The sequence below is a fragment of the Desulfoluna sp. CLI2B genome (assembly GCF_056847375.1).
Genome location: NZ_CP186557.1, coordinates 1504057 through 1530986, shown reverse-complemented (window position 1 = coordinate 1530986; position 26930 = coordinate 1504057). Strand labels below are relative to the sequence as shown.

Sequence of the window (26930 nt, the reverse complement as noted above, 5' to 3'; positions counted from 1 at the left end):
TCTATGGTAGGCATCGTTTTGAACACAACCGAGGGTGAACCACATGACAAAAATTGAAGTGAGGGACCTGGTCAAGATTTTCGGTCCCTCCCCGCGACGGGCATTGTCCATGCTCCGGGACGGGTCTGACAAAGAAGAGATATTGGAAAAAACAGGCCACGGTGTCGGCGTGGGCGGGGTAACCTTCGACGTCAAGGCCGGAGAGATCATCGTTATCATGGGTCTTTCAGGGAGCGGAAAGTCCACCCTGGTGCGCTGCCTGAACCGGCTCATCGAGCCCACGGCGGGATCCATCCTCGTGGACGGGGTCGATATCGCCAAGGTAAGCCATGGGGAACTCCTGGATATCCGGCAGAAAAAATTTGGCATGGTCTTCCAGAATTTTGCCCTGTTTCCCCACCGCACCGTGGCGGAAAACGCCGCCTTCGGGCTTGAAATCCAGGGCGTGGAGCGGGAGGCCAGACTGGAGAAGGCCCACGAAGTCCTGGGCCAGGTGGGCCTGTCCGGCTGGGAGCAGAGCTACCCGGATCAGCTCTCCGGCGGCATGCAGCAGCGGGTGGGCCTTGCCCGCGCCCTGGCCGTAGACCCGGATATCCTGCTCATGGACGAAGCCTTCAGCGCCCTGGACCCCCTCATCCGAAGGGACATGCAGGACGAACTCCTGGACCTTCAGGACCGGCTCCAGAAGACCATCGTCTTCATCAGCCACGATCTGGACGAAGCCTTGAAAATCGGCGATCGCATCGTGCTGATGAAAGACGGCAAGGTGGTTCAGGTGGGCACACCGGACGAAATCCTCATGGAACCGGCCACCCGCTACGTGGAAAAATTCGTGGAAGACGTGGACATCTCCAAGGTCCTCACGGCCGAATCCGTGATGAAGCGCCCCTTTGCCGTGGGCCATGTGCGCAACGACGGGCCCAGAGCCGCCCTTCGCAAGATGAAAAACGAGGGAATCTCCAGCCTCTTCGTCACCAAGCGGGACCACTCCCTTCTGGGAATCATCTCGGCGGCCGACGCCAAAGAAGCCGCAGAGCGAGGCGACGACAACCTGGAGACCATTTTGCAGCGGGACGTCACCACCGTCCCCCCGGAGACCCCGGCCTCCGAGCTGTTCGAGATCCTCAAGGATCTCCCCTACCCCCTGGCCGTGGTCACGGAGACCCGGAAACTGGCGGGCGTCATTGTCCGCGGGACCCTGCTGGCCGCCCTGGCCGAAGGAGGACGAAGTGCTTGACCTGGACATCCCGAGGCTCCCCATCGGAAAGGCCATCGAAGCTGTCATCGATTTTCTCGTGGCCCATTGTTCCGGTGCCACCAATGTCTTCTCGGACATCATGGAGGCGTTCATCGACTTCATGGTGGACGGCATGCTCTTTTTGCCCCCCTGGCTCTTTATCCTGGGAATCGGGGCCCTGGCCTTTGCCATCACACGCAAGGCATCGGTGTCGGCCCTGGCCATCCTGGGGCTGTTCCTCATCGTGAACATGGGCCTGTGGAAGGCCACGGTAAGCACCCTGGCCCTGGTGCTCATAGCCACCCTGGTCTCCATCCTCATCGCCATCCCCACGGGGATCCTGGCGGCCTTGAATAGAACCGCCTATCGCATGGTCATGCCCGTTCTGGACTTTATGCAGACCATGCCGGCCTTCGTCTACCTGATCCCGGCCATCCCCTTTTTCGGGCTGGGCAAGGTGTCGGCCATCTTCTCCACCGTGATCTTCTCGGTGCCACCGGCCATCCGCCTCACCTGCCTCGGGATCCGCCAGGTTCCGGCAGAGCTCATCGAAGCGGCGGACGCATTTGGCTCCTCACCGCGCCAGAAGCTCTTCAAGATCCAGCTTCCACTGGCCACCCCCACCATCATGGCCGGGGTGAACCAGACGGTGATGCTGGCCCTCTCCATGGTGGTGGTGGCCGCCATGATCGGCGCCAAGGGCTTGGGGGGCGAGGTATGGAAAGCCATCCAGCGGCTCCAGCCCGGCAAGGGCTTTGAAGCCGGAATCGGAATTGTCATCGTTGCCATGCTCCTGGACCGCATACTTCAGCAGCTGGGAGCCAAGAATGGAAAACCTGAAGGAGGAAATGCATGATTCGCCGTATCGCGTCCCTTTGTCTCGCCCTGGCTGTTGCCGCTCTCATCGCAACCCCGGCCGCGGCCAAGGAAAAAATCAAAATCGTTTACGTGGAGTGGGCCTGTGCCACAGCCAGCTCCAACGTCATGAAAGCCGTCATCGAAGAAAACCTGGGCTACGACGTGGAGCTTACCCCGGTCTCGGCCCCGGCCATGTACGCAGCCCTGGCCTCAGGCGACCAGGACGCCCTGACCACCTCGTGGCTCCCCGTAACCCACGGTGACATGGTCAAACGCTATCAAGGGAAAATCGAAGACCTCGGCCCCAACTTCCACGGAGCCCGGATCGGCCTCATTGTCCCCACCTACGTGACCATCGACACGGTTGCCGAGCTCAACGCCAACGCCAAGGCCTTTGACGGTGAGATCATCGGCATCGACCCCGGTGCCGGGGTGATGCTCAAGACCGAAGAGGCCATGGACCACTACGGCCTGGACAAGATCGAGCTGGTCTCCTCCAGCGGCGCGGGCATGACCGCCACCCTGGCCAACCGCTACCGCCAGAAAAAATGGATCGCCGTCACCGGCTGGGTGCCCCACTGGAAGTTCGCCAAGTTCGACCTGAAGTTCCTTGAGGACCCGGACAAGGTGTACGGCGAGGCCGAGACCATCAACACCTTTGCCCGCAAGGGGCTCAAGGCGGACCACCCCAAGGTCTACCACGTGCTGGATACCTTCTCCTGGACCGCCGCCGAGATCGGTGAGGTGATGGCCATGAACACCGTGGACGGCTCCGACGTGTATGAAAATGCCAAAAAATGGGTCGCCGCCCACCCGGATCGTGTCAAGAGCTGGTTGCCGTAACAGATCCAGGAAAAGCCAGCCTCCGGCGGCAAGGTGGGGGCACCTTGAAACCCTATGGCGAATGCATGAAGGGCATCATCATGCCATCACTTCCAAGGCATTCGCGTGAAGGGTGATCGTTGACAACCCGTCTCGAAAAGAGACCTGTTTGATTCTTCAATAAACAGACAGATCGGAGCAGGAACGTTTTTGCGGAGTTTTTTTCAAAAGCGACCTGCCGGAGGCAAGCTGAACAGCTACAATAAAGTGCAAAAGCCCGCTCAAGGTTCCAAAGAACCATGGACGGGCTTTTGATTTTTGCCTGACACCATCTTCCCTGTTCAGTTGGGCACTTATGCCTGACCCGAGCCCTTCCCCAAAGCCGCTTTCCCAAGCATGGATGCCGCGATAATCACCCCCATCCCCAGAAGCACCTGCCCCGACACCCTCTGCCCGTGGATAAGCGCCACCAGAAGCACAGCCAGGGGCGGTGTAAGGTAGCTTAGAAACCCAATAACCGAAAGATTCCCCGTTGCCACTGCCCGGTTCCACAGGAAAAAGGAGAGCCCTAAAGGCACAAGGCCCACGTAAACCGCCGAAACAAGGGCCCGGCCCCCTGGTGCCGGATGGGGACCGGTAATGAGATAAAAAGCCGCGGAGATCACGGCGGCGTACACCGTAAAAGCGGTCATGGGACTGCGACAAGTGTTCAGCCTAGGCAGGGCCACGGAAAAACTGCTCCAGATCAACCCGCAGAGCAGTGCCAGGAGGTAGCCTTTCATGTAGGCGGCATCAAAGGAGAGATCCGCGTTGGAAGCGATCACAAGACCAGCACCCACCATGCCCATGAGCGCCGTTGCGACAATGCTCCCTTTGAGCTTTTTAAAGGCCAGCACCGAGGAGAAGACCACGATCCAGAAGGACCATGTGGTGGCCAGGATGGCGGCCTCGGCCAGCGGGGCGTTGTCCATGGCCATGTAGTAGACCCAGTGGTAGCCGAAGATCCCGGCAACACCCCAAAGGCTGGCGGCAAGCCCCGGAAGGTAAAGCCTCACAGAACGGGTCGTCACCACATCCTGAACATAGAGATAGAGAGCCGCCGACGTAAAGCTGTAGAACAGAAGAGACTCGGTGGAGAGGCCGTCAAGGCCCGCCCCCACGGCAGCCGGGAGACTCGCCCAGCATAAAATCGCCCCAAGGGCGTACAGATAAGGAACCACAACCACACTCCCGGACGCGGCGTGCGCGCCTTTAAAAAGGTTTTCTATTATCCGGCTCGGGCCGGGTGCCATCCATGGGAGACGAGGGTAGCCCAACGGGATGCGGCTATCTTGAACAAAATTGACATGGGATAAGGGGGGGGGGAGGCTAAGGGCGAAAGGCTAAAGGCAAAGGGCTAAAGGCGAAGGGAGGGGGATGGGGGAATCAGGATGAGCGCTGGTAGGCGCCGGGGGGAAGGCCGTAGCGGGACCGGAAGGCACGGGTGAGGTGGCTTTGATCGGAAAAACCGGAGGCCAGGGCGCTGTCTGCGATGGACTCTCCCCGTTCCAGCATGCGGCGGGCGTTTTCCAGGCGAAGCTGGGTCAGGTAGGCATGGGGCGCTGTGTAGTTCCCAGGGTTTTCCGGAAAAGGCGGATCAGGTGGTAGGGGGTGCATCCGGCAAGCCCGGCAAGGGTCTCCAAGGTCAGGGGCGTATCGAGATTCTCCCGGAGGCACTCCAGGACCCGGTCGATACGGACATCTCGTGCCTCCGGTGCCTTCGGCAAAGTCCCCAGTCGGCCGTGACGCCTGAAGAGGTCGCCGAAGACCCGGGTCACCCGGGTGGAGAGCTCTAAATCGGGCGCATCGCCGAGCATCAGCTCATGGAGCCGGGCCAGCTCTGTCCAGAGGGACCTGTCGGTTATGGGCCCGCCAGTGAGGCCAAGCCCCTCGGCACCGGAGAGGCCGAACTGTTCGCCCATGGCCTGGAACACCCCGGCCTCCACGTAAAAGCTGCGCAGGTGCCGGGCCGTCTCCGAGCAGGGACGGTTGCCATGGACCGCCCCGGGCTCGATGACGCTTATGCTGCCCGGTGCCAGGATGTCCGTGGAGCCACCAAGGCTGTAGTGCTCCCCCCCGGCCGTGTTCAGCCACACCACATACCGGTCGTGGATATGGGGCCGGAACTCGAAGGGATCGGTGCAGGAGAGCACCTTGACGCCCGGGATGCGTTCCGGTCTGTAGACCATGGCCATGGCAAGGGGCTCCTTTGCAAGGCAGGGGTTGGGTCAGAGACGAGGCATCAGGCGTGGCTGTTGGCGGTGAGTTCCTTGGCCCACTTGCCTTTGTCGGACTCAACAGGGGTAAAGCCCCTCAGCCGCGAGATGAGGCCATCGGGTTTTTCATCCATGAGGACGATGTTGCTGTAGTCGGCTTCGATGAACGACTGGTCGGCCATGTGGTTGAAAAAGGCCATGAGCTTGTCGTAGTAGGCGTCCACATTGAGAAAGCCGCAGGGCTTTTTGTGGATGCCCAGCTGGGACCAGGTGATGATCTCAAAGATCTCCTCCATGGTGCCGAACCCGCCGGGAAGCGCGATGAACCCGTCGGAGAGATCGGCCATGAGGCCCTTGCGCTCATGCATGGTGTCCACCACACGCAGGTCATCCAGGTCGGTGAGGGCCACTTCCATGTCCACCAGGTGACGGGTAATGACCCCGGTGACCTTGCCGCCGTTCTCTTTGACGGTCTTGGCAAGGGTCCCCATCATGCCCAGGCTGCCGCCTCCGTACACCAGGCGGATGTCGTTGGCAGCCATGGTTTTTCCAAGCTCCCGCGCCCCTTCCAGGTAGGCGGGGTTGGACCCGGGGCTTGCCCCGCAGAACACACAGATATTTTTCATTTTTTCTTCCTTGTATTTCTTTTTTTTGTAACGCTTCAACTCAAAAAAGCCTCCGGTGGCCCTGCCGGGGCCAAACTTTTACCAAATTAGATGCTTTGGGTTTGCCAAACAGGTCTTGACAGCTCCGGCATGAATTCCAGCGATTTTGACTGTTCTAATCTTTCTACCGGAACGTTTTTTGCGGAGCTTTTTTTCAAAAAAGCGACCCGCCGGAGGCAAAGATGAGCTGAATCGTTATTTTTTTTTAACACGCCCGGGTCCATCATGCCACGTTCAGAACCGTCGCCCCCATGCACCAGCGGTTCCGGCCCTTCTCCTTGGCCCGGTACAGGCCATCATCAGCAGCCTCGAAAAGGTCCCGCTCGGATCCCATTCTCGTGGGAGCCACGTGGCCACGCCGATGCTTGTGGTGACATACCCTGCGACAGAGGAGCGCTTGTGGGGAATGGCAAGGTCGGACACGGCCCCGAGAAGTCGTTCGGCCACATGAACAGCCCCTTCTGCCTCGGTTTCGGGCAGAAGCACGGCGAACTCTTCGCCGCCCACCCGCGCCACCTTGTCCGTGTGCCTCCTGGCCGCATCGGAGATGGCCAGGGCCACTTTTTTCAGGCAGTCGTCCCCCTGGGCATGCCCGCAGGTGTCGTTGTAGGCTTTAAAAAAATCGATATCCAGCATCACCAGGGAAAGGGGCGCCTGGGTCCTGATCCCCCGGATCCACTCCCGTTCGAAGATGACCTCAAACTCCCGTTTGTTAATAAGCCCGGTGAGGCCGTCCGTGGTGGAGAGCAGGCGAAGCTGCTCGTTGGTCTCTTCAAGCTGCTGTTGCAACTCTTCAAGCTCCACCAGCTTTCGGTCGAGCTCCCGGGTCTTTTTGCTCAGGGCATCCTTGTGGCGGAACAATTCGATGAAGACCCCCACCTTGCTCTTGAAGACCCGCTCGTCCAGGGGCTTGAACAGATAGTCCACCGCCCCGCTCTCGTACCCTTTGAACACCTGGGCATCCGCCCGAAACGCCGCCGTGATGAAGATGATGGGGATGTGCTTTGTCTTTTTGTTTCCGCGCATCAGCTCCGCCACTTCATAGCCGTCCATGCCGGGCATCTGGACGTCGAGGAGAACCAGGGCGAAATCGTGGTCCAGGGTGAGCCCCAGGGCCTCCATGCCGGAGGTGGCCCGGACGAGTTCGATATCCGGCTCATCCAGAAGGCTTTCCAGGGTCAGGAGGTTCTCCGGACGATCATCAACGATCAGTATCTTGGCAATTCCCATGACAAACCTTTGTGGTATTGATGGAACATAAACAATCAACAGCCCGTTTCAGAAAGCCCCCGCACACCACGACGGGGGCTTCATCTTTCTGTCAGGCCAGTGTTTTCAAAAAAGGGCCGATGCGTTCCAGAGGAAGCACATGGTCCGGGGTCACCGCCTTGATGGCGGCCCTGGGCATGGCATCTGCCGCGGCGGTCTCCGGATCCTGCACCACCACCAGGCCGCCCAGTGCCTTGACTCTCGCAACACCGGCCGCACCGTCTGAGTTGGCGCCGGTGAGGATCACCCCCACCAGCCCTTTACAGAACACCTCGGCGGCCGTCTCAAACAGCACGTCCACCGACGGCCGCGAGAAGTTTACCCGCTCCTCGGTGGACAGGGCAATGGTCCTGTCCGCCTCCACCATAAGGTGGTAGTTGGGAGGCGCCACATAGACGGTCCCCGGCTTCAGGGGCTCTTTGTCTTCGGCCTCCTTGGCGTGCAGCGCACACCGGATATCCAGATGCTTCGGCAGGTAGCTCTCTGTGTTCGGGCTAAGATGCTGAACCACAAGCACCGGCACCCCGAATGATTCGTCCAAAACCGGAAGGATCGCCTCCAGAGCGGCGAGGCCTCCGGCTGAAACGCCGATGACAACAGCTTCAAATGACTTCATGCGTTTCATCCTTTGCCATGGCCTGCCTGCCGGGTTCTCACAGGGCGGACGGGCCACGCTTTTTTCGGTATATCTTTTCTCGCTCGGACACGACCTCGAATCGGTCGGCCACGTTTGAAAACCGGATACTCTCCTTGGATCCAAGGCAGAGAAACCCGCCGGGACACAGGCTGTCGTAAAAAAGGTTCAACACCCGGTTCTGCAACTCCCGGTTAAAATAGATAAGAACGTTCCTGCAAAAGATCAGGTTCATCTCCCCGAACACCCCGTCGGTGACCAGGTTGTGGGAGGAGAAGAGCACATGCTCTTTAAGGGACCGTTTCATGATCACGTTATCATAATCGGCGGTGTAGTAATCTGAAAAAGAGCGGTCCCCGCCAGCCTTCTGGTAGTTGGCCGTGTACTCACGTACCAGGTCCATGGGGTAGATCCCCTCCTTGGCCTTTTGAAGGATCAGCTCGTTGAAATCCGTGGCGTACACCTGCACGCGGTCGCCCATGCCCTCCTCTTCCAAAAGGATGCACATGGAGTAGACCTCCTGGCCCGCCGAACACCCGGCATGCCACACCTTGGCAAAGGGGTAGGTGCGAAGATGTGGAAAGACCACCTCCCTCACCCGCTTGTAGAACCACGGGTCCCTGAACATCTCCGTGACGTTGATGGAAAGGTCCAGGAGCAGAGTGTTAAAAAAGCCTTCGTCATGGATGGCCCGGTGCTGCATGTCCGAGAACGTGTCCAGGCCTTCCAGGGACCGTCGGTGCTCCAGGCGACGCTTGGTATGGGTAAAGGCGTAGCTTCGGAAATCGTAGCCGTATTTCCGGTAGATGGCCTCAAGGAGCATCTGGATCTCAAGGCGTTCGTTTTCGATGCGTTCGGATTCATTCATATCAGTACAACCAGACCCTCAGCATGGATAGAAGTTTTTCCGCGTTCACGGGTTTGGCCAGGTAGTCGCTGGCACCGGCCTCTATGCACTTGCTCCTGTCCCCCTTCATGGCCTTGGCTGTCAGGGCGATGATGGGCAGCCTGGAGAAGGCCTTTTTCTTGCGGATCTCCGTCATGGCTTCGTAGCCGTCCATTACCGGCATCATGATGTCCATGAGGACCGCGTCCACCTTCTCCATGGCCTTGAGCTTGTCCAGGCATTCGATGCCGTTCCTGGCGATGACCACCTCCATGTTGCGTTCCTCCAACACACTGGAAAGCGCAAAAACGTTGCGCATGTCGTCGTCCACCAGCAGGATGGTCTTGCCGCTCAGCACCGCCTCCTTGTCGTGGACCATCTTGAGCATGTTGCGTTTCTCCTCCGGCAGGTTGGCTTCCACGCGATGGAGAAACAGGGCGGACTCGTCCAGGAGCCGCTCCGGGGATTTCACCCCCTTGACGATGATGCTCTCGGCGTAGCGGTTGAGTTCTTTTTCCTCATCCCGGGTCAGGTCCCGTCCCGTGTAGATGATGATGGGAACCCGGGTGGAGGTGGGGCTCAGGCGGATCTTCTCCAGCAGTTCAAAGCCCGTCATGTCCTCCAGGCCGAGGTCCAGGACCATGCAGTCGTAGCCCCCTTTGTCCAGCTCCGCCAGGGCTTCCCTGCCGGAACTGACGGCGGTGGTCTCCACGTCTCCGGTGCCGATGAGGGTCTCGATGCTCTCCCGGTGGATCTTGTCGTCTTCCACCAGAAGAAGCCGGCTCACGGGCTTGGAGGCGATGTCCTCCAGCTTGCTTAAAGCGTCTTCCACCTTCTCCATACTCACCGGCTTGGTGAGGTAGCCCACCGCCCCCATGCGCATGGCATCCAGGCAGCTGTCGTTAGCAGACATGAAATGCACAGGAATGTGCCGGAGTTCGGAGTTGCCCTTGAGGCGTTCCATGACGGTCCAGCCGTCGATGCCCGGCAGGCCGATGTCCAGGATGATGGCGCTGGGCTTGTAGTAATCGGCAAAATGGAGCCCGGTCTCCCCGTCTTCTGCCACCACGCACTTGAACCCCCGCTCCCGGGCAAAATCCCGCATGATCCTGGCGGAGTTGAGATCATCCTCGATGATGAGCAGGCTCTTTGCCTCCGGGGTCAGGGTTTTGCGGTCGTCCTCCACGTAATCGCTCTCACAAGGGGGAGAGGCAGGGGCTGCCAGGGGGCAGTCCGGGACGCTGCAGTCGACAGACGGAGGAATCGGCGCTGGTGAAGAGACCGGCGCGCTCTCCTGCCGTGCGGGTGCGGGCTCCGGCACCGGAGACGGCTCGGCCGCTGCGGACGGTGTCGTGCCCTGGTACGCCTCGGGGAGAAGCACGGTAAAGGTGCTGCCCTTGCCCTCTTCGCTGTCCAGCAAAATCGTGCCGCCCAGCAGCTTGGCCAGCTCCCGGGAGATGGACAGGCCCAGGCCGGTGCCGCCGTACTTGCGGCTCGTGCTGCCGTCTGCCTGCTGGAAAGCCTGGAAAATGGCCACCTGTTTCTCCTTGGCGATACCGATGCCGTCATCTGTAACAGCAAAGGCGAGAACACCTTCGGGCTCCATCTCCGCCCTGGCGAGGAGGTCGGGGCCGGGGCGGGACACGGTGAGGGCCACCGAACCCCGATCGGTGAACTTGAAGGCATTGGTCAAAAGGTTCCGCAGGATCTGCTGGAGCCTCTGGGAGTCTGTGCGGACCATCTCCGGCACACCCGGGGCAACGCTTAAGCCCAGGGCAATCTGTTTGTCTTCGGCCACATCCTTGAACAGCCGCCGGATATCGCCCATGAGCCCGTCCATGGTCACGTCCTCGATGACCAGCTCCACCTTGCCCGCTTCGATCTTGGAGAGGTCCAGGATCTCGTTGATAAGGGCCAGAAGGTCGGCGCCGGAAGCGTGGACAGCCTTGGCGGACTCCACCTGGCGCTCCGAGAGGTTGCCGTCCTTGTTCTTGGAGAGCATCTGGGAGAGGATCAGGATACTGTTCAGGGGTGTCCTCAACTCATGGGACATGTTGGCCAGAAACTCGGACTTGTACTTGCTGGCGATCTCAAGGTCCCGGGCCTTCTGCTTGACCACCTCCTGGGCGGCCTCCAGGTCGGTGTTCTTGCATGAGATGGCCTCTTTCTGTTCCTCCAGGGCCCGGGTCCGTTCCTCCAGCTCCTCGTTGGTGACCCGCAGCTCTTCCTGCTGGGCCTGGAGTTCGGACTCGGACTCCTTCAGGGCCTTGGTCTGCTCTTCCAGCTCCTCGTTGGTGACCCGCAGCTCCTCCTGCTGGGCCTGGAGTTCGGACTCGGATTCCTTCAGTGCCTTGGCCTGCTCCTCCAGCTCTTCGTTGGACACCCGCAGGGCCTCCTGCTGCTCCTGGGCCTTTTCCAGGAGATCGTGGATTGTCTGGCGGGACTTGGCGGCGTTGAACAAGATGGCCGCGTTTTCCATGTTCTGCTCGATGAAACGGCGCTGCATATCGGTGAAACGGCTCACCGAGCCCAAAAGCAGCACGCCCACCACCGCGCCTTCAAAGGAGACGGGTGCCGCGATAAAGTTGGACGGGATGGTCTCCCCCGCCCCGAAGTTCACGGCAGGTGCGCCGCTCTGCATGTCGCTGAACACCAGGATCTCGTTTTCCATGGCGGCCTGACCCACCATGCCTTCCCCAAGGGCGAATCGGTTGAAGTTGCCGCTGCGGTCGGTAAAAGCATAACTCGCCTTGAGTTCCAGGCCCTTGTCGGTCATGAGGTACAGGGCTCCGAGCTGGGCATCCATGTGCCGGGCCATGAAGGAGGTAAAGCGACGTGCCAGCTGGCCGCTGTCGTGTTCACCGCGCAACTTGTCGTCCAGCCCCTCTTTTCCGGATTTGAGCCAGTCCAGGTTCTGGAGTTTCCGCGCCATGTTGTTCAGCGCCCTTGCCAGGGCCCCCAGCTCATCCCTCTGGTTGAGCTTGAGGGAGGCATTGAGCTCCCCGTTGGCAATGGCCTCGGCAAACCGGATGTCCGCAATGAGGGGCCGGGTGATGGCGCGGGAAAAAAACAACGCGCCGATACCGATGCAGGCAAGGAGGAGCCCGGCCACCAGCCCGATCATCCGATAGATGCCCCTCACCGGTGCGGTGACCTCGTGCCTGTCGATCTTGGAGATGAGGTACCAGTCAAGGCCGGGGATCTCCAGCCGATGGTAGGCAACCAGAACGGCCTGCCCGATGCTGTCCATGTAGGTGGCGTGGCCACCTTCTATTCCCCCCCGGACTGCGTCATTCCAATACTCTGGCGGATTCTTGAGGGTCGACCCCACCACGAACTTCCCGCTGCCGATGGTCTTCACATTGCTCCGCAGCTCGAAACGATCCGTTTTTGCGTTGATCCCGAGAAGATAAGACTCTCCGGTGCTGCCCATCCCCTGGCGGGCGTCCACAATGTGTGTCACCTGCTCCGGTGAAAACTGGAAAATCAAGACCCCTTTGACGGTGTCGCTGTCGTATCGGATGGGGTGCCCCATGAACAGGGACTGAAGCCCCCCGCTGGGTCCGAAGGCAGCAAAATCGGACACAGCCGTTTTGCCGGTGGCCGCCACTTCCCGCCATACCGAGGCCAGGCCGGTCTCCTTGTAGGCACCGTGGCGCAGATTGGTGCCGAGGTCGTCTTCGCCTGCAACGGAAAAGAGGACATCCCCCTCGTCGGCATCCACCACAAAGATATCGTGGTACCCGTAGTTGCGGGCATAGACATCCATCATCTTGCTGTAGGGCTCCACCTGACGCCAGTAATCGGCGGACCGGCTGTCCAGCCCCACGGCCGCGCCTTTGCGGGACAGGGCCCTTTGGGACTTGAGAACCGCCAGCAGCTCGCGGGTCCGCTTGGACTCGGCCATGAACGCGATCCCGGCATGACGATCCGCGAAATACTCCTCGATCTGCCCTTTTCGGATCACCTGCACCGTGCTGAGCTGATCGAAGGACTTGTCCAGCAGAGAATCCGTGGACAACCGGGCCCCGAAATAGCCGATGACGACCAGGGGAACGGCACCGAAGATGATAAAGAGCAGGATAAGCTTGAACCGGATCCGCATATCTGAAAAACGAAACATGTGTACTCCAAAAACCAAATAACAGGCGCCCACAGCCCCCACGTAAAACACTCACACCAGCACACGCCCGGAACCCCACAGGCCCCGTGCCGATACGCACATCACCCCATCTTGAGAAAGCCGCGACGACGCAGGCAGAAAAATACGCGTCGACCCGGCCCGTTTCCTCACTTGGGTTTACAGGTCTTGACATGAAAAAGTCAACCGCTGATACCGGGAGATGCCTTATATTGTCAAGTCCGTAAAACTCCCCGGGGGCATCCCCCACAACCGGTAACGCAAAAAAGCCTATTCTGTCACGGATTCGGGAGAGAATAGGTACCGAGTTCTCGCCTCGGCCTGAACTCGATCACCCCCACCTCACGGGCCTCCGCAATGCCGGTTACGGCGCTTTGACGGCACAGCTCCATGGTCTTCATGGCATCCGGGCCGGAGAGTTCCTTGGAAAGGGTGCAGTGGGGAAGCCATCGTCCGGGAATATACCGCTGGAATGGAGGGTGGGCGCAGGCATCCAGAAGGCTGTATAGCCGTTGCTGCAGGTCAAGAAGAGGCCGGTTCGGGACCGGAGAAAGGATTACGGTGTGCTGCTCCCCGGGAATCAGGGAGATGGCGGGAAATGTGATGGGAAATCGGAAACACTCCTTGGAAAACGCCTTGACCAGGCTTAGAATCATCGTCTCATCAATGGAGGAAAGAACCGCCAGGCTCAGGTGGGGCCGCCCTCCGATCTGCTGGAGAACGGACGGCACACCGGATGCGGCGAGGACATCCCACGTTCGCCGGATGGTAGCCTCAAAGTCCGGATCAAAGTAAAGTTCGATGGAGTACCCCATGCTGACCTCCCAGAAAAAGCGATGTAACGATTCAGTTGCCTCAACTGATTTAAACGGTTGGGCAACAGAAGGCAAACAGGGATTAAAAAAGACGGAATCCGGCGGTGATCATGAACCGGTGAAGGACAGGATCATCCCGGGCAAAATCTTTGACCAGATTGTACTCCACGCCCACGTACCCCACCTCGTCCAGGTTGAAGCGCAGCCCGGCCGCTCCTGTAGCTCCCGCGCCGAACTCGGAGAGCCCCGGCTCCGGGTTGAGGTCGCCGATGATGCCCCCACCCTCCAGAAAGGGCTTCGGGAGCCAGACTTTTTTCGGGTTAAACTCCACGCCGGCACCGGCCGTAAGGGAGGTCACCGGATCGCTCACCTCGGCCCGGCCCAGGCCGTAAAGTCGAAGCTTGGCACCCAGGAGCGAATAAAACTGATGCCGATAGGAGAGGTCCAGGCCGAAGGTCCCTGCCCCTGCCTTCCCCGGAGCCGAGGTGCCGCCCGTCACGCTGGTGCCGAGCTGCAGGGCGTGGGTCCGCATCCAGGAGTCCAGGGCGTTGGGGCTGTCCCAAACCAGACCGAAGCCGCCGAAGGACTGCCCGGCGGCGGCCAGCACGCGTTTGACAAAGGTGGTGCACTGCAAACCAAACAGGTTGTAGTTGGGTTTGGACCGGCAGGTTTTCCGCGCTTCCTTCATGGCCGCTGCAAACTGGGCGGCGGTGAGAACAAAGCGCTGGGAGGCTGTGGGTGTGTGGCGCGTATCCGGGTGATGCACGCACCCTTTGACATCTTTGGTGATGTTGGAGCCGTCGTAGCCCCACTGGGGCCAGAACCCGTAGGTCCAGGAGGTCCCCTTGTCGTCCTCCAGCTTCACCCAGGAGTGCCCCACCTTGTGGGTTAACGGAAGCAGGAGGAAGGTCCCCTCTTTGTCTGCGTACACGGTAATGGAAAACTTACCCGTGGCCGGATGTTTGACAGGGTCCGGCTTTGCGCAGTCCTTAGAACAGTCCTTGGGACTGAGCCGGGCCACCACCGAAGCGGTGCCCCGCTGCTGAACCACATGGGTCAGTTCATGGGCCATCACCTGACGCCCCGCAGACGAGTCCGACGGCGGCAACCCCTTGCCCAGCACGATATGGTTCCCCAGGGCAAAGGCCCGGGCATGAAGGGACGCGGCCAGCTCGGCGGCCTCATCCCCCTTGTGGACCCGGACGCCGGAAAAATCCCGTCCGAAGCGTGGTTCCATATAGCCCCGGGTCCCGGTGTCCAGGGGTGCCCCGGAGGACCTCAGCCCCAACGGCCCTGTAAAACAGGCATCCCTCGGCCCGGCAAGGGCCGTTTCAACAGCTCCCGGTGACGGCATGGCCGTCACCTGCCGGGCCACCCGATGGGCCTCTTCCTCGGCCCTCTCCCCACCCGCGCCGCCGACGGTCACCGAGGGCAAAGGGGAAGGGCCCCGTGGGCCGGATGCCGAGTGTTCGCCTCCGCGCGCCATCCATTGTTGCATCCCGTGGTTCCCCACGGCCCGCTGCGGCCCTTCCTCAGGGCAGATATTCCTCCCCGGGCCGGGGGCACACTGCCGCCGGCATGGGTCGCCACCGCCTCCTTGACCTCTTTGGCCTGACGTAAAAAAGTACGCATGAACGTTCTCCTATATCCAACAGAAACCGCGCAGACATTGAAGGATCATCACGCCTTCCACAGACGACATAACGGAGGCTATATGACGCAGAACCTACCCCTTGAATACACGGTTACGGGCAATACGAAGGCACCTGGCTGGGAAACAACCCCTCCCCCGCGTTGCATTCCCAGAAGATATGCCCCTCGTCGTCCATGGAGGGAACGAACAGAAGCTCTCCCTCTTCCATGTCCACGGTGAGGGTCATGTTGGACGCGTCCACCGACAGATGGCTCCCATCCGGCAACGAATCCAGCACCCCGATGTCCTCCAGGGTGGGGATCTCTTCCGTCGTCTTGTAATAGGCTGCCATGGCTTCGCGCACCGGCCGGGTCTCGTGCATCACCGCGGTGGTATGGGCCTTGACCTTGTAGGTGGAAAACTGCGGGACGCTCACGGCAATAGTCGCGAACACAATATAAATCAGGATAATCAGGCCGGTCCCGGCCCCAAGGCGGCCGGCGTAGGGCAGGAAGGCGGCAAATACATAGGCGAGCCCATGGCGTGGTGGATCTTTGGCTTCGGGGGCCACCACCCGGGCCACACGCTTGGAGACCCAGGGATAGCCGGAGATGAGCTCATGAAGAGACATCCAGAAGCCCGACGTCTGCCGACTCTGACGCAGGTAAGCCTTGAGGTCCATGTCTTTCCATCGCTCAGCCCCCGCGGCCAGAGCGGCCAGGGCCCGTCCCGCCCCTTCCGGCGTCTTGCAGCAGGCCAGGCCGTGACGGTCGCATGTGGTCTCCCGCGCCCGGGAATAGGCCGCCCCCAGGAGGGGAAGCCAGAGAACCGGCCAGCGAAGCATGGTCCCGGTGAGGTGTTTCATCCTGATGTGCCCGAGTTCATGGCCGATGTAAAATTTCACCCCGTCGTCATGGGCTGCCATGGCATCCACCACATCGGAAAAAAGCACCACGAAATGGGTGCCAAGAAACCGGGTGGCAAAGGCATTGAAACCGCCGTCACCGTTTAAAATGTAGGCTTTCGGAGCCTCCTGGAATTTCAGAAGGTTGCTGCAGTAGACAAACTGGGCATAAAGGTCGGGGAACTGCTCCTGGGACAGCTCGATGCCGTTGCCCTTGATATGGGCGATGAGGGCGGATTGGGCAAAAAGATAAAACACAAACCCCACAAGCAACACGACCAGCGCGACCCCGACAGTACCAAGGATCAAAAGACCCCACACCGTAATCCCCAGGACAAGGGTAAGTGTTCCCAGAACGCGCTCGCGCGGACAGACTAGTTCTTCCATACCATCTCCTTTGCTCAGCGGTAACAAGATACAGACTCAAATGACGACACGAATTCAGCAGGTGAGAGCGGGTCGATCCTCCGGGCTATGGCTACTTGATGAGTTTGTCGACACCGATCTCCGTCAACATGTCCCGCCGGAAAAAGTTACAGCCAGGGGAAACGCGATAATGATACCGAGCTTGGACGCCCAGTTCCTGTCCAGGGGCCAGAGCAGCTGCTTGTGGTACGCCTCGATTTTGTCCCTGTCCTCCTCCTGACGAATCACAGACCAGAGCGCCATGACCTTTTTCTGCCTGGCGATGATGGTAAAAAGCATGGGTGAAAGAAACAGGAGCGGCACAAGCCATTGGATCATCTTCTGGCCCATGTCCGAGGCTCCGGTTGCACTCTGGGAAGCCTTGGAGACAATGGGGATGACAAGGGCGGGGGACAGAGCCCAGTAGATCATGTTCAACGCCTGGTTCCAGCGTTCCAGGCCGAACTCACGGATGGATGAGTAAGGATCGAGCCTTAGAACGATCCCATGTTGCCGGGCAAATGACATGCTGTCGAACCAGACAAACAAGGCAAGATGGGCCCAGATATGAAACAGAGACGCCACCCCCACGACAATGATGATGTATTGCTGGGTATAGGCCAGGCACACAAAGATCAGGTTGCTCCACTTGCCCGGGTTCTTTTCGCCCGGATGGCGCCTGAACAACCACGCCTCCGTCCAGGAGGCATCCTCAACCCGGTGTGTCACCTCCGGCAAGGGAATTGTCCCGTCTGATACCTCGTGCCAGCCTTGTGGCTCGGCCAGGAAGCGGCCACCTGTAGACTTGCCGCTGCCCTCTTCCCCCTTCAACAGGTACACATGGTCGGGCGGGTCAAGATAGAGCCCCACCAGGTCTGCCGTGTCCAGGGCCATGATGACCACGGCCAGCAGGGAGGAGAGAATAAGGATATATTTCCGGTAGCGATCGATATGGCTTACAAAGGCGTCCCTGCACGCGGGCACCCCGCCGTCGCCGCTGTTCACGACACACCCGTTGGCAAACAGGTCTTTCCATGACGCGATGAACTGGTCCCAGGTCGACCGGTACAGGTACACGACAGGAAGCCAGAACAGGGGGAAGAGAAACCAGTTGGGCTTTTGAAGGTAGCCCTTGAAAATATCCCCCGTGGCCAGGCCGAACAAAACGGAAAGCGGAAGCAGGGTCAGCGAGTACCCCATCAGCGCAAGGAGCAGGACACGGGTTCTGCTTTCAGCAAACCTGCCGATCATGGGGCGCCGCACTCTTTGAAAAAAACCGGTTCCATCGTACGCTCCTTGGAAGGGCGAATGCAGATACCCTGTTCGCATCCTCAAAACAATGTTCAACAAAACGTCGCTATACTACCCATTTCGTCCCGGCAACGCAAGGGTCATTTTACTACCAGTCGATACCGTTTGGCCCACGATCCGCCGGAGACAATTTTGAGCTGAAGAGGATGCATAAGAATAAGTAACGATTGATGTCGCCCCTGGCAGGCCGTTCCCGCTTGTTCCTACATCTTCATCAATCTGTCCAGCGTTTTTATCACATCGTCCCGGTTCTTTTTACTCTTCATCCACGCGGGGAGATTCGTGATGATGGCGTATTTTCCGGCATGATCTCCCCGTTCCCTCAGGGAAGAAGAGATATACTCTCTGAGATACGTCAGATGCGCCGTATTGTATGCCCATATCTCATTGCCCCTGACGTCATCAACATACCAGAGCCGCTCCCCGTTGTAGGGATCAAGGGGTCTGCCGCTGAAAAAATCAATGGACCACGAGATGTCCACAACATTGACGGCACCACACTCCGGGCAGGGAGCCTCAACGGTGTTGAAAGGCCTTTGCGGGGTCGATTCACAATTCACCCGTGCGTTCACCCACTTGTGACCGCACGCGCTGCAGGGACGACGGCCGAAGCCTTTGACGGGCCCCGACCAGGAGAAATGCTCACACGTCCTGGTGTACGAACACCGGGTGCAGACCACCCGCGTGCCTGTGGGGCACCAGGGGAGCAGATACTCGGATTTGCCCCTGGAGATGGCGTGCCCGTCGCATTCCGGGCACCGGATGTCGATATCCTGTTGAAGAAAGTAGTAAGCGGTGTACCAGGGCTCCGTGAACTGTTTCGAATTCCGGGGAGAGGACATAACCAAAACGCCTTTGAGGTTTCCATACGTAATAAAGGAAGATCAACCCTTCCAGACAAGGGCATGATTGAATCGCCTTTTTTACTCAATCCAAAAAGCTTAAGCAATAAAAAACAGCGTTCAAAATCCAACCGCATTGAACGCCCCACCGGGATCCGAGGTTAGTTTTTCAGCAACCAGCCATTATTGACGGCGGTTTCCAGATTCTGGAGAAACCAGGCGTAGATATCCGGTTCTACGTCTTTTATGAAGGCATGGGCTTCCATAACCTGGCTTTTTGTGATCCCGTGGTCCTTCCATGCCTGTCCATGGCTTGCCAGGTTATGCAGAAAAGGGAGCAACCGGTCCACCACCTTCAACAAGGCGGCTTCCCTGGAGTTCCCGAGTTCCTGCTCGTCCCACAGCTCGGCAAGATCGTTGATGGTGTTTCCGCCATGGGCCGCAAGCCTTGCCACGCATTTCCTCTCCAGGTCCGGCGCTGCATTTCGCGCGCTGTCGTAGAGAAAGGTATCCCCGGGGTCAATCTCCCCCAGGTCATGGACGAGGGCAAGCTTGATGAGTTTTTCCATGGAGACGTCTCGCTTCAGATGATTGGCCATCAGCCAGCAGGCCATGGCCAGGTGCCAGGAGTGCTCCGCAGAATTTTCAAGGCGCTTGCCGCCGGCAATGTAGGTTCTCCGGTTTACGAGCTTCAGGGCATCGAGTTCCAGCAAAAAATCGGTCAGTGCGTCCATAACTGTCTTTGGTCTCCCCCAATTGGTGTGACGGCAGCTTCCGCAGCAATCGCCTGTGTGTAGAATTTCGTGTCCACGGCCATCTTCGGGAACGAAGGGGGCAGCGCAGATGCCGGGATTTCAAGAAACCCGTGTTTTTCGTAAAACCGATGGGCTGCCTTAAATGCCGACGTGGTCCCAAGGTAGATACCGTCGATTCCCGTTGAGGCCCCCCATGCCAGAAGGGTTGTGAGCAGGCGTTCCGCCACCCCGTGCGTCGCCCCCCGGAAGGCTTTCTTTACGAACATTTTTCGCAAGGCCGCTTTCCCGCCGCCGATATCCAGCAGCGACACGGTGCCCACAACCTCTTCTTCGCTTACGGCCACCCAGAAGTTGCCGTTTCCTTGTTGATAAAAGGACGGGATCTCCAGCAGATCGGGTTGATGGTAAGGGGTAGATCGACTGCAAATTCCTCTGCGTCGATGGAACAGGATGATCTCCACTATCGTCGCGGAAATATATCTCTGAATAGGGCACGATTTCTGTCATGAATGTTTCCGCCTGGTTTCTGATTTTTCCATTTCAGCACCCTCCCCCACCGTGCACGGGCGGGCAAACCGGTCAGGGCCGGGGGCAAACCCGGGTAACAAGCCTTTCAAGGGCTGGCCTGTCTCCTCCCATGAGAACGGGGATCATTGGTTTCAGGGTCTCTTCGTCAAGGTCCCACCACGCCAGCCGGAGCAGAAGGTCCACGACCTCCTTGTCAAACCGCATGGAAATGTGCCGGGCCGGGACGCCACCCACCACCTCATAGGGTTCCACATCCTTGGTGACCACGGCCCGTGCTGCGATCCTTGCGCCGTCTCCTATGGAGACCCCCGCCATGATAACGGAACCGTTGCCGATCCACACATCGTTTCCTACCACGATATCGCCTTTGTTGTTCCACGAGTCATTGACGGCAACATCTTGTTCCCACATATCCCGAAATATGGCAAAGGGATAATTTACAAAGCTCTCGTTTTTGTGGTTGCCCCCATTGAGGAGGAAAGTAGCACCGGAAGCAAGGGAGCAGTACTTTCCGATGACCAGCTTATCGTTGTTGACGGGGTAATGATACAGCACGTTGGCGGTTTCGAACTGCAGGGGGTCCACCATATTGTAATCGCCGACGATGATGGATGGGTTCTTGATGGTGTTTTTTAATAAACAGGTGTGGGTGTCGTTGGGCATGGGAAATATAACGCTGCGATCCATGATTCTCCTTCGCGTGCTTTGAAAATACTCAGGCTCCGGGCCATACGCCAATGAAGGCCCCCGGCCTTTCAAAGCCAGGAGTACCACCAAAAAGAGCAAAAATCCACAGGCCCCTGCCAGGATATTTCCATGCCGTTTTCGCTGAATACGCCCCTGATTAAGCGTAAGATTACCGGACCTCCCGCCCTCCGGAAGAGACTTTCATTCTCTGCTGTTCCTCCCTGTAAAATGAGACAATCCGGTCGATCATCCCAAACTGCCGGGAGAGAAGGTCTTCGGTGATGGTCCGGATGCCCCACTTCTTGAAATCGATCTGCAGGCCGTTGCCGCCGGGGTCTTCTGCCCCGTCCAGCTCAGAATAAAACCCGCCCACGGAGACCAGCAGGCGGTGGACATCCTTGATGGCGTCGCAAAGCTCGGATACGTCGGAACCGGAAAACATTCCGGGGATGGGTTGGATCTCGGGCAAGGTCATGGCGACCCTCCTTTTTTGTTAGTGCGGTGTGACGGAAGCGGCATACAACAACGGCTGAAGGCGCTCATCCCGCAGGAGCAAACGCACCACCGCCGTGCCGTTTTTCTGCTAAATGCCCGGGCAACGCGCATCCTTTCGCCGTCTTTACGGATCCGTGGCCATGGGGACACCCGTGGCGCAGCGCCCACGATCCATCGCCCAAGAAATCACATAAGCAAATCCGGCGATTTTTTCTGTGCGTGTGACACGGCTCAAGGGAAATGAGACAGCCCCGGGCATATCGGTGAGAGGCAAACGCACCTTCGGTGAGATCAGGAGAGGAAAAACCCTGACGACAGGGCTTTGAGACATGGCACCGAATTCCGAAGATGCGTCTTCCCGCCTGTTAGTCAGGCACAGGCGCACCCACGGGCCACAAAACGCGGCAACACGGTGTGTTGAAAGGGGTTAACGTGGAATGGGGTAAGTAAAATACGACTTGAAATGGATTGGGGGGTGGTGTAAAAAACCGCTTAGCCATGACGACCTCCTTTTAAGGTTGTTCTGGTTAGGCCTGGCAGGATGTTGCACCATCCTGTCGGGTCGCTCCTCACACATACAATAACTAGTTATTACCGCTCACCATAAGTTCCTCTTTTGGGAATGTCAACATTTTTTCATCACAAAATGCAGGATGTTGCATCCCGCCACACCGGTTAAGGCCACGGCACCTTTCCCCAGAAAAAATCGTCTGTTTTCATGGCCTGAACGGGCCTGCGAGGGTTGCTCCGGATAGTTCACGCATCCAGAGCACCCATATTCAAGACATATGCACTGAAAATACGGCAACCGGCATGTAGCCTTGCCAGCGCTTTAGCCTTCATGATCAAAATCGTCAGGGTACTCCCCCTTTTTGAATGCGTCATACCAGATCTGCCTCGTCTCCGGTGTGGACAAAGCCAGCTCTTCCAGCACCTGCACCGTAAAATCCACGGCGCCCAGCCCGCTTGCGGTAATCACCTGCCTGTCCCTGACGGCAAGAGCATCCACATAAAGCTTCGGATCGGTGTGGCCGGAGGCCATTTTTTCCAGATAGACGGGCGAGTTGCTGGTATGCTGCCTGCCCTTAAGGATTCCGGCCCGGGCCAGGACCGTGGTGGCCGCGCAGATGGCGGCAATGGGAGTACCGGACGATTCCAGGCTTTTGAGGAAAGGCTCCAGCTCATCCCTTGGGTACCCCTTTTCCCACAGGTAGCCCCCGGGCAGGATAAACAGGGAGATATCCCCCGGCTCAACCCGGGAGAGGGACATATCCGGGATCACGCGCAACCCTCCCATGGAAACGACAATGTCTTCTGTAAAACCCACGCTTACCACCTCGGCCTTGCCCAACCGCCGAACTTCGGCAAGGACGTTGCCCAGCTCCCAATCCGCATACCCGTCAAACACAAGCACATACACGCGTTTCATGCACACAAGTCCTTTCTTCTTATGCCATCCCGGCCGGTGGCCAGCCTGACAGATGGAAAAATAACGCCACCTTCGGGTGGCAACATCAATGCTCCTGGTCCAAGCCTGCCGATGGATGCCACCTTCCAGGCCAGAGGGGTTGCGTTTTTCAAAGCGATCAGTCACCCCTCACCAACTGCAGCTCTGATGTCTTGCAGTGTATCGCCCCCGGCTACACCTTTGACATTTCGTTCACGGTAAACAGCGCAACCGCATCTTCCGTTGCCTTCAGATACTCGGCAAGATGGGCGCTGTTCATATGCACCTGCCATAATTCACGGCTTTCCCATCGTTCGTAGAACAGGAAAACCGCCGGATTTTCGTTGTCCTGGTGGAGATCATACTGCAGACAGCCCTCCTCCTTCCGGGTCGGAACAAGAAGCTTTAGCAGCTCCCCCTTGACCAGGCCGATTTGTTCACTTTTTGCCTCGATTCTGGCGACAATGATCAGTTCTTGTGACATGTCAAGCCTCCTTGGGAATAATGCCGGGGCATGCTTTAAAGAAGGACTCGCCCCCAAAAGCAATGGATAAACAGCTGAGCGTACTCTGCCCGTAGACCATCCCCACTAAAGATACGTTTTAAGAACAACGGCATCGGCACCGTCGGATCGCATATGGTACTGCATGGCGGTGGGTACAAAGCCCAACCTGACCAAAAGGCACAGCATGGCCGCGTTGTCCGCGAACACCAGGGCGCGAACATCCTTAAAGCCGAGAAAGATCGCAACCTCCACGGCGTGCTTCACCAAGAGCCGCCCGAGCCCCTCTCCTTTTCGATGCGGTAGCACCCCGACACCATAAATTTCAAACCCATCCAGCGGATTCACCTTAACGACCAACACGCCCAGGATCTCGCCCAGATCGTCCAATGCGCAGAAATATCGCCCCCCATGCTCTTTGTGGTGTTGAAGCCATGACTCAACGACGTCCGGCTCAAACGGGAGCAGGGTCGGGGATAAATAAGTCAGGTTTTCCGGGGCATTCCAAATCTCAAGGAACACCGGCAGCAACTTGCTTTTTTCTTCGGGACGCTCCTGGGGGACAAATTCCTTGATGGTTACAGGCGACATATGATGATCCTCTTGATAACGATAATGCCAATTGGACGAAAGCACAGAAACAAAGTCCTGACGGGACTATTAATTATCTATGTCCATATAAAAATTGTTATGTAACTTTATTACCGGACCACCTGATTCGCAGCATTGTTACTCTAATATAAATGCACCCTCGTATCGGTTCATCTTTAATTTACTTCAACAAAACTACACCCACCTTCAAATAGTGATTACTCTCGATATCGCGATTCTAAAAAATCCAAGTTCGCTACAAAACCCCAAAACAAAAAAGAGCTTTATCTTAGCAGAACACCACCTAAACATTCATTTTTTACTTGCACTCAACATTTCTCACAGGTATACATCTTCGTTATCTTAGCCTGTTAGAGCACATTCCATTACAGACCACTGTCAAATCACATTGATATTTATCTCATACAGGAGAATGTAATGAAGACCAGATTTATAGTATTGACGCTATCAGCCCTATTACTATTCAGTTGCAAAATATCAGGAAAAGTTTCACATAACAACGAGCCCCTCAAGGGTGTTAAGATTATATTATCTGATGGATTATCGCGCAAGACGATTACCAACATGGACGGGAATTATTCTTTTGAATTCAAAAAAGAGGACGCCACAGGTCAACATTTCACAATAACGCCTGAATTGGATGGATATATTTTCACTCCAGAGAAAAAACAAGTAAAGTTCACAACAGAACAAGAGATAAGCAATATTAACTTTTCAGCAAAAATTGATATTCGACCTGCGCTTATTGATCTATACAACAGCACAGATGGTGATTCATGGAGCAATAACGCGGGATGGAAAGAGCCTCCTCTCGAATCAGACGGTTTCTCAAAACGTGGATCTGAGGAAAACTGGTATGGAATAGAGTTTGATACAACCTCAAGTTCTCCCCTTATTGGAATAGACCTTTCCAACAACGGACTAACAGGAAGCATACCTCAAACAATTTCAACTTTTTCCGAATTGGTATCCATTAATTTAAGCCAAAACAACTTATTGGGAGCCATTCCGGATTCCATCGGATCTATCACACGTCTTGAATCCATTGATTTAAGTTACAACCGACTCAGAGGAACAATACCTTCAACCATTGTAAATCTAAAAAAACTCTCCAGCATTAACCTAAGCCACAACCATCTTTGTTCAGACAATGCTAACACTATAGCATTTCTCGACTCAATCAATCCGGATTGGGGACATGCACAAATCGACACGCCCTGCCACCCCATCAGAGATGCATTGATAGATATTTACGATGCAACCAATCGCTGAATCGACAACAACGGTGGGTGGGGAACCGATGACGATCTTTACAATTGGTACGGCGTCCAATACGACATGTATACGTCGACCTTTTCCCTCAACTTGCAGAATAACAACCTCCAAGGCATGCTCCCGGCCTCCCTCAGCCAGCTCAGCAACCTCACGTCCCTTAACCTATCATGGAACCAGCTGACGGGAACTCTGCCTGAAAATATCGGCAACATGAGCCAGTTGAGAGACCTCCACCTTGGAGGAAACCAACTATCCGGACCCATCCCCCAAAGCATCGGAGAGCTCACTGACCTTTACTCTCTCCAGCTTGACAGCAATGAGCTTAAAGGCATTATCCCTTCAAGTATCACAAAACTTAAAAACCTTTCACACCTCATGCTTATGCTCAACCACCTCTGCACCACAGATGAGGAGACGATATCCTTTTTGGATGGCATAAATCCAAGCTGGCGACAAGGCCAGATGGATACCCCCTGCCTGCCCATTCGTGATATTCTCGCGGAACTCTATCAAACCACCAATGGCCCGCAATGGACAAACAACGACGGCTGGGGCACCGATGACGATCTTCGTAATTGGTACGGCGTCCAATACGACATGCATACATCAACCTTTTCACTCAACTTGCAGAATAACAACCTCCAAGGCATGCTCCCGGCCTCCCTAAGCCAGCTCAGCAACCTCACGTCCCTTGACCTCTCATGGAACCAGCTGACGGGAACTCTGCCTGAAAATATCGGCAACATGAGCCAGTTGAGAGACCTCCACCTTGGAGGAAACCAACTATCCGGACCCATCCCCCAAAGCATCGGAGAGCTCACTGACCTTTACTCTCTCCAGCTTGACAGCAATGAGCTTAAAGGCATTATCCCTTCAAGTATCACAAAACTTAAAAACCTTTCACACCTCATGCTTATGCTCAACCACCTCTGCACCACAGATGAGGAGACGATATCCTTTTTGGATGGCATAAATCCAAGCTGGCGACAAGGCCAGATGGATACCCCCTGCCTGCCCATTCGTGATATTCTCACGGAACTCTATCAAACCACCAATGGCCCGCAATGGACAAACAACGACGGCTGGGGCACCGATGACGATCTTCGTAATTGGTACGGCGTCCAATACGACATGCATACATCAACCTTTTCCCTCAACTTGCAGAATAACAACCTCCAAGGCATGCTCCCGGCCTCCCTCAGCCAGCTCAGCAACCTCACGTCCCTTAACCTATCATGGAACCAGCTGACGGGAACTCTGCCTGAAAATATCGGCAACATGAGCCAGTTGAGAGACCTCCACCTTGGCGGAAACCAACTATCCGGACCCATCCCCCAAAGCATCGGAGAGCTCACTGACCTTTACTCTCTCCAGCTTGACAGCAATGAGCTTAAAGGCATTATCCCTTCAAGTATCACAAAACTTAAAAACCTTTCACACCTCATGCTTATGCTCAACCACCTCTGCACCACAGATGAGGGGACGATATCCTTTTTGGATGGCATAAATCCAAGCTGGCGACAAGGCCAGATGGATACCCCCTGCCTGCCCATTCGTGATATTCTCACGGAACTCTATCAAACCACCAATGGCGCGCAATGGACAAACAACGACGGCTGGGGCACCGATGACGATCTTCGTAATTGGTACGGCGTCCAATACGACATGCATACATCAACCTTTTCCCTCAACTTGCAGAATAACAACCTCCAAGGCATGCTCCCGGCCTCCCTCAGCCAACTCAGCAACCTCACGTCCCTTGACCTCTCATGGAACCAGCTGACGGGAACTCTGCCTGAAAATATCGGCAACATGAGCCAGTTGAGAGACCTCCTCCTTGGCGGAAACCAACTATCCGGACCCATCCCCCAAAGCATCAGGAGAGCTCACTTACTCTCTCCAGTTAGACAGCAATGAGCTTAAAGGCATTATCCCTTCAAGTATCACAAAAC

General features: G+C 57.1%; 25 protein-coding genes. 5 read left to right on the top strand and 20 right to left on the bottom strand.

The genetic code is table 11. The features are described 5' to 3' along the window. Positions 1-43 precede the first annotated feature (43 nt). From ACOYW2_RS07475 to ACOYW2_RS07465, 3 genes are read left to right on the top strand one after another with little or no spacing between them, the layout of a single operon-like run. Positions 44-1237 carry a quaternary amine ABC transporter ATP-binding protein gene (locus tag ACOYW2_RS07475; protein ID WP_482769973.1) on the top strand — a complete coding sequence of 398 codons (1194 nt, stop codon included), beginning with the start codon at positions 44-46 and terminating at the stop codon, positions 1235-1237. Next, positions 1230-2093 carry an ABC transporter permease gene (locus tag ACOYW2_RS07470; RefSeq protein WP_246317784.1) on the top strand — a complete coding sequence of 288 codons (864 nt, stop codon included), beginning with the start codon at positions 1230-1232 and terminating at the stop codon, positions 2091-2093. Before ACOYW2_RS07475 ends, ACOYW2_RS07470 begins: the two co-directional genes overlap by 8 nt. Continuing rightward, the gene (locus ACOYW2_RS07465) at positions 2090-2938 is read left to right on the top strand and encodes a glycine betaine ABC transporter substrate-binding protein (RefSeq protein ID WP_482769972.1); all 849 of its coding nucleotides are present in this window, start codon (positions 2090-2092) and stop codon (positions 2936-2938) included. The genes ACOYW2_RS07470 and ACOYW2_RS07465 overlap by 4 nt, the downstream gene beginning before the upstream one ends. Before the next feature lie 332 nt (positions 2939-3270). On the opposite strand, the gene ACOYW2_RS07460 is transcribed toward ACOYW2_RS07465, so the two are convergent. From ACOYW2_RS07460 to ACOYW2_RS07365, 20 genes are all read right to left on the bottom strand, one after another. Beyond that, complete coding sequence (locus ACOYW2_RS07460; protein ID WP_482769971.1) at positions 3271-4137, bottom strand: DMT family transporter; 867 nt, start codon at positions 4135-4137, stop codon at positions 3271-3273. 205 nt (positions 4138-4342) lie between these two features. After that, complete coding sequence (locus tag ACOYW2_RS07455) at positions 4343-4471, bottom strand: helix-turn-helix domain-containing protein (protein WP_482422369.1); 129 nt, start codon at positions 4469-4471, stop codon at positions 4343-4345. A 29-nt stretch (positions 4472-4500) separates the two neighbouring features. After that, positions 4501-5151, bottom strand: coding sequence for an AraC family ligand binding domain-containing protein (locus ACOYW2_RS07450; RefSeq protein ID WP_482769970.1), 651 nt, complete (start codon positions 5149-5151; stop codon positions 4501-4503). A 47-nt stretch (positions 5152-5198) separates the two neighbouring features. Then, a complete protein-coding gene (locus ACOYW2_RS07445) occupies positions 5199-5798 on the bottom strand; it encodes an LOG family protein (protein ID WP_482422367.1) in 600 nt (199 codons plus the stop codon). Positions 5799-6071: 273 nt separating this feature from the next. Continuing rightward, a complete protein-coding gene (locus ACOYW2_RS07440; protein ID WP_482769969.1) occupies positions 6072-7067 on the bottom strand; it encodes a GGDEF domain-containing response regulator in 996 nt (331 codons plus the stop codon). A gap of 91 nt (positions 7068-7158) precedes the next feature. Then, positions 7159-7722 (bottom strand): chemotaxis protein CheB, encoded by a 564-nt coding sequence (locus tag ACOYW2_RS07435; protein ID WP_482416812.1) that lies wholly within the window; start codon positions 7720-7722, stop codon positions 7159-7161. Between the two features lie 37 nt (positions 7723-7759). Further along, positions 7760-8608, bottom strand: coding sequence for a CheR family methyltransferase (locus tag ACOYW2_RS07430; RefSeq protein ID WP_482416813.1), 849 nt, complete (start codon positions 8606-8608; stop codon positions 7760-7762). 1 nt (position 8609) lies between these two features. Further along, a complete protein-coding gene (locus tag ACOYW2_RS07425; protein WP_482769968.1) occupies positions 8610-12749 on the bottom strand; it encodes a response regulator in 4140 nt (1379 codons plus the stop codon). 296 nt (positions 12750-13045) lie between these two features. Then, positions 13046-13582 (bottom strand): 2'-5' RNA ligase family protein, encoded by a 537-nt coding sequence (locus ACOYW2_RS07420; protein ID WP_482769967.1) that lies wholly within the window; start codon positions 13580-13582, stop codon positions 13046-13048. Between the two features lie 82 nt (positions 13583-13664). Continuing rightward, a complete protein-coding gene (locus ACOYW2_RS07415) occupies positions 13665-15080 on the bottom strand; it encodes an eCIS core domain-containing protein (RefSeq protein ID WP_482769966.1) in 1416 nt (471 codons plus the stop codon). 247 nt (positions 15081-15327) lie between these two features. Further along, complete coding sequence (locus tag ACOYW2_RS07410; RefSeq protein ID WP_482769965.1) at positions 15328-16506, bottom strand: M48 family metallopeptidase; 1179 nt, start codon at positions 16504-16506, stop codon at positions 15328-15330. A 123-nt stretch (positions 16507-16629) separates the two neighbouring features. Then, entirely contained in the window at positions 16630-17775 is a 1146-nt protein-coding gene (locus tag ACOYW2_RS07405; RefSeq protein ID WP_482769964.1) for a hypothetical protein, read from the bottom strand. Between the two features lie 263 nt (positions 17776-18038). Beyond that, positions 18039-18677 (bottom strand): hypothetical protein, encoded by a 639-nt coding sequence (locus tag ACOYW2_RS07400; RefSeq protein WP_482769963.1) that lies wholly within the window; start codon positions 18675-18677, stop codon positions 18039-18041. Positions 18678-18838: 161 nt separating this feature from the next. Next, the gene (locus ACOYW2_RS07395; RefSeq protein ID WP_482422354.1) at positions 18839-19411 is read right to left on the bottom strand and encodes an HD domain-containing protein; all 573 of its coding nucleotides are present in this window, start codon (positions 19409-19411) and stop codon (positions 18839-18841) included. Continuing rightward, positions 19399-19893, bottom strand: coding sequence for a GNAT family N-acetyltransferase (locus tag ACOYW2_RS07390; protein ID WP_482769962.1), 495 nt, complete (start codon positions 19891-19893; stop codon positions 19399-19401). Before ACOYW2_RS07390 ends, ACOYW2_RS07395 begins: the two co-directional genes overlap by 13 nt. Positions 19894-20011: 118 nt before the next feature. Then, entirely contained in the window at positions 20012-20647 is a 636-nt protein-coding gene (locus tag ACOYW2_RS07385; RefSeq protein WP_482769961.1) for a CatB-related O-acetyltransferase, read from the bottom strand. A gap of 169 nt (positions 20648-20816) precedes the next feature. Next, positions 20817-21122, bottom strand: a complete 306-nt coding sequence (locus ACOYW2_RS07380; RefSeq protein WP_482769960.1) for a hypothetical protein — start codon at positions 21120-21122, stop codon at positions 20817-20819. 852 nt (positions 21123-21974) lie between these two features. Next, on the bottom strand, positions 21975-22571 hold the full coding sequence (locus tag ACOYW2_RS07375) for a DJ-1/PfpI family protein (RefSeq protein WP_482769959.1): 597 nt from the start codon (positions 22569-22571) through the stop codon (positions 21975-21977). 211 nt (positions 22572-22782) lie between these two features. Next, a complete protein-coding gene (locus ACOYW2_RS07370) occupies positions 22783-23073 on the bottom strand; it encodes a putative quinol monooxygenase (RefSeq protein ID WP_482769958.1) in 291 nt (96 codons plus the stop codon). A 105-nt stretch (positions 23074-23178) separates the two neighbouring features. Next, positions 23179-23682 carry a GNAT family N-acetyltransferase gene (locus ACOYW2_RS07365; protein ID WP_482769957.1) on the bottom strand — a complete coding sequence of 168 codons (504 nt, stop codon included), beginning with the start codon at positions 23680-23682 and terminating at the stop codon, positions 23179-23181. 438 nt (positions 23683-24120) lie between these two features. Between ACOYW2_RS07365 and ACOYW2_RS07360 the strand changes: the two genes are divergently transcribed. Both ACOYW2_RS07360 and ACOYW2_RS07355 read left to right on the top strand, forming a co-directional pair. Continuing rightward, on the top strand, positions 24121-24975 hold the full coding sequence (locus tag ACOYW2_RS07360; protein ID WP_482769956.1) for a peptidase associated/transthyretin-like domain-containing protein: 855 nt from the start codon (positions 24121-24123) through the stop codon (positions 24973-24975). A gap of 66 nt (positions 24976-25041) precedes the next feature. Further along, positions 25042-26895, top strand: coding sequence for a leucine-rich repeat domain-containing protein (locus tag ACOYW2_RS07355; RefSeq protein ID WP_482769955.1), 1854 nt, complete (start codon positions 25042-25044; stop codon positions 26893-26895). The last annotated feature ends 35 nt before the right edge of the window (positions 26896-26930 follow it).